At 38.4% G+C, this 3,709-nt stretch carries 5 protein-coding genes; 2 read left to right on the top strand and 3 right to left on the bottom strand.

Features of this window, described 5'->3' with window-relative positions; translation table 11 throughout:
- Positions 1-734 (top strand): hypothetical protein (locus GXZ13_05990; protein ID NLX75364.1); only part of this gene is annotated, 734 nt, incomplete at its 5' end.
- Between the two features lie 29 nt (positions 735-763).
- Here the strand turns inward: GXZ13_05990 and GXZ13_05985 are convergent.
- Positions 764-2,092 carry a Y-family DNA polymerase gene (locus tag GXZ13_05985; GenBank protein NLX75363.1) on the bottom strand — a complete coding sequence of 443 codons (1,329 nt, stop codon included), beginning with the start codon at positions 2,090-2,092 and terminating at the stop codon, positions 764-766.
- A gap of 252 nt (positions 2,093-2,344) precedes the next feature.
- Between GXZ13_05985 and GXZ13_05980 the strand changes: the two genes are divergently transcribed.
- Positions 2,345-2,986, top strand: a complete 642-nt coding sequence (locus tag GXZ13_05980) for a hemolysin III family protein (protein NLX75362.1) — start codon at positions 2,345-2,347, stop codon at positions 2,984-2,986.
- A 57-nt stretch (positions 2,987-3,043) separates the two neighbouring features.
- Here GXZ13_05980 and GXZ13_05975 read toward each other — a convergent pair whose 3' ends face one another.
- Entirely contained in the window at positions 3,044-3,412 is a 369-nt protein-coding gene (locus GXZ13_05975) for an aspartate 1-decarboxylase (protein NLX75361.1), read from the bottom strand.
- Positions 3,409-3,709 (bottom strand): 4-phosphopantoate--beta-alanine ligase (locus tag GXZ13_05970; GenBank protein ID NLX75360.1); only part of this gene is annotated, 301 nt, incomplete at its 5' end. The genes GXZ13_05975 and GXZ13_05970, both read right to left, overlap by 4 nt.

Here is a 3,709-nt window from a genome sequence, read left to right as displayed (position 1 = left end):
TCATAGTAATCATAATAATTGTGATTCTCTCCTTTTCTATTTTCATGGCCTATGTACGCTTTTTGGAAAAAACTGAATTGGCTTTTGATCGTTCGAATATAGCAATATTAAATTCCGCAACAAGGATATATAGGAGCGTTAATTACGACAATAAAACTACAAATGCCGAAGATGTTTTTGCTGGGATTGATACTGATGCAAAAAGGGTCGAGGCTCTGGTAAAAAACAACTGTCTCTTGAATATGGTCTCACCGCTGCACGAAGGCGCTAGATACGAATGGTCTATTCCCGATCAGCTTTGGGTTTTAAAAATATCAAAAGATACTCCTCCTCTGACGCCCTTAGGCAACAACTTTGCAGAAATAGTTCCAAATATGATAGATAAAATGATAGAAAAATTTAATGAAAGTGGCAGTTACGGTCTTACTTGGGGAGACAGGAGATGGACGGATATTGGATTGGATCCTGACGATTGGAAAGATAAGCCAATCAATCATCTTTATTACACTCCCAGCGGAGCAACGCTGAGAATAACTATAGAGAATGGGTACTCTTTGCGGTTTAAAGATATCTATGGAATTGATTTTGAATTAAAGTCTACGTTAAACTGGGCTCTTATTTATGATGATATCAGTAAAAATTGGTACTATCACACAATTGATCCAACCAAAGAGGTTGATATGAGCACGCTAAAATTAACTGAAACTGGGAAAAGCGAAGCACTAGAATTTTAATTTAAAATCTAAATGATATACAACAAATATTAAGATACAAAATCTTCGGAGTGATTTTGGAAACGTATTCCGTCAGGTAGAGATGAGTCTTCTTTTTTCTCTACTTTTTTTGAATGGAATTCAGATTTAGGAGCCCATTTTTTCTCCTGATCCGGTGCTTCGAAGAGACTTGCCGGCTTTATGATTCCCTGTTTAAATTTGTTGTTTATAGAGTCTACAGCGGAGGCAACCCTGAGATTCTTTTCATCCTCACATCTTTTTTCTTCGAACAGAGAAGTTTGAATTCCCGCAGACACATCTACAAAGTTGGACAAAATGACTCCACATTTTTTATATTCATATCCAGGCATAAAAATTTCCTCAAAAATAGCTTCTGTGCACTCCATTAGCTCTGAATCTGTGCAGCAGGGATTATCAAAGGAAATTTCCTTACTGTTGGCATAATAGTTGTCCTCGTTAAATCTGCTTGTTGATATAAAAACCGACAGCTTCCCTGCCATCTGCTTAGCCTTACGCAGCTGTTTCCCTGCAGATACTGTAAAACAGAGAAGAGGGTCGAGCAATTCTTCATAAGTGGTAATAGCTGTTCCAAATGATCTGGAAACCATAATAGATTTTGGTGGCTTCTCTCCGCTGTCTATACCATGTGCCGGGAAGCCTTTTAACTCCCACAGAGTGTAAAGGGCACTGATATTAAAATTTTTCTTTACCCACATCTCATCCTTCTTGATAAAGTCTGAGGCCTTTCTCACTCCATATTTCAATAATTTGTCGCTGCTTTTTCTTCCTATACCCCATATGGCTGAGCAATCAAAACGAGACATGAACTCCGAGTTAGAATACTGATCTCTTTGAAGCCAATAGACACCGCCTGTCTCTTCGTTTTTTTTTGCATATTCCACAGCCAACTTACAAAGAGTTTTCGTTGGGGCTATACCTACAGATATAGGGATTCTGGATTCTTTCCATACTGCCTCTTTAATTTTACGGCAGTAGGAGAGAGGGTCTTTTACAGAGTTTATTCTTAAGCTAAAAAAACACTCGTCTATTGAGTATATCTCTAAGGTATCAGAGAATTGTCTGATAGTAGCCATTACTTCGGCAGATATTTTTTGATATAGAGTCATATTTGTAGATCTTATTTTAACTCCGTTATGGGCGAGCAAATCTTTAACTTTAAAATAAGGAATTCCAATTTTGATTCCCATTTTTTTGACCTCATTGCAACGAGAGATAACACAGCCATCATTGGAGGAAAGAACCAAAACAGGACAGTGATCGAGGCTATTATCTGCCCTACGCTCACAAGAAACAAAGAAATTGTTGCAGTCGGCAAGAGCTATTGACCTATCATGCATTGGATCCGAAATGTTAACTCTGCCACCCCCACAAGTCTTTGTTGTCTATAATATGTATACCATGAGTATACATGACTGTCAATAAATGGAAATATTCGGCGTCTCGGTAGAATTAATTTAATGTCATATGAAGCAGGTCAACATAAAAACTTGAAGGGGTTATAATAGACGAGGAAAGTTTCGTAAATAATATTTAAAGATGCTTCATGTAGGAGTATACTTATACATCATAATAAATTGGAAGTGACCTAATTGAAAAAGTTTTTTCGTGAACCGGCAAGCGGCTTTAGTCATTTAGCGGGAGCTGTTCTATCCGTCGTAGCCCTTCTGTCTCTTTTGTATGTAGCGATTACAAATAGAAACGTCTGGCAAATAGTCTCTTTCTCTATATTTGGAGCAAGCATGATACTTCTTTATACAGCAAGCACTGTCTATCACTTGGTGAACGCAACAGATAAAGTTATCAATGTACTTCAGAAAATAGATCACAGCATGATATTTGTGCTTATTGCTGGTACATATACGCCCATCTGTCTTACCTTGCTGAGAGGATGGTTGGGGTATACCCTTTTATCTGTTATATGGAGTTGCGCTGCTATAGGAATAGTAAGTAAAATCTTTTTTTTCAATATTCCCAGATCTGTCTATACTGGGATATATATCATAATGGGCTGGATTGCCGTCTTCGCCGTGGCACCGCTTTATAAAGCAGGTGGAGTTCGCTCGATTATATGGCTTTTAATGGGTGGCGTGCTTTATACAATCGGCGGGGTCATGTATGCCATAAAAAAACCCAACATCTTTCCTAGCTGGCTGGGATTTCATGAGCTGTTTCATGTTTTTGTAATGTTGGGGAGCACGGCGCACTACGTAATGATTTTCCGCTTCTGTTAGAACCGAAATAATATATTGTCGCAGCTGAGCAGGGTTGACCTCTTCGCTTCGTTTCGGTTAATCTTCGCTGTTTTTAATTTCGAGAACCTGATTATTTGCTCCCATAAATACTGTTTTGGGAGAGTGGGACTTCGCTTCAGCAGAATCTATATGACAGTAAGCAAGAATTATAACTTTGTCTCCGCACTGTACTAACCTTGCTGCAGCGCCATTGACACAAACGATTCCGCTCCCACTCTCTCCTTCAATCGCATAAGTGTCAAATCTATTCCCGTTCTCTATATCCAATACCGCCACTTTCTCATACTCAAGTATTCCTGAAGCATCCATCAACTCTTTATCAATAGTTATGCTCCCAATGTAATTGATGTTTGACTCGGTCACTATGGCTCGATGTATTTTTGATTTCAGCATTGTGAGTATCATTTTGTTTCTCCTTCAAAAGTAAAGTTGTCTATCAGCCTCGTATTTCCGAAATAAACGGCTGCTGCTACGAGAGTGTTATGAACTATTTTGTCAGTGGGACAAAATGTTTCGGCATTTAGTATTTCAATATAATCAATTCTCGCAAGAGGTTCAGAAGATATCTGAGATATTATAGAATCTCTTATGAGAGCGGCATCTCTTTCTCCTTCCATTATACGCTTTTTTGCGTTTGAAAGGCTGCGATTCAAACAGAGAGATGCTTTTCTCTCATCTGGTGAAAGATATGCATTTCTTGAG

The sequence above is a fragment of the Synergistaceae bacterium genome, from assembly GCA_012728235.1.
In the GTDB taxonomy this organism is placed as follows: Bacteria; Synergistota; Synergistia; order Synergistales; family Synergistaceae; genus JAAYFL01.
The sequence above is the reverse complement of the archived record's forward strand: the minus strand, read 5'-3'. Positions and strand labels throughout refer to the sequence as shown.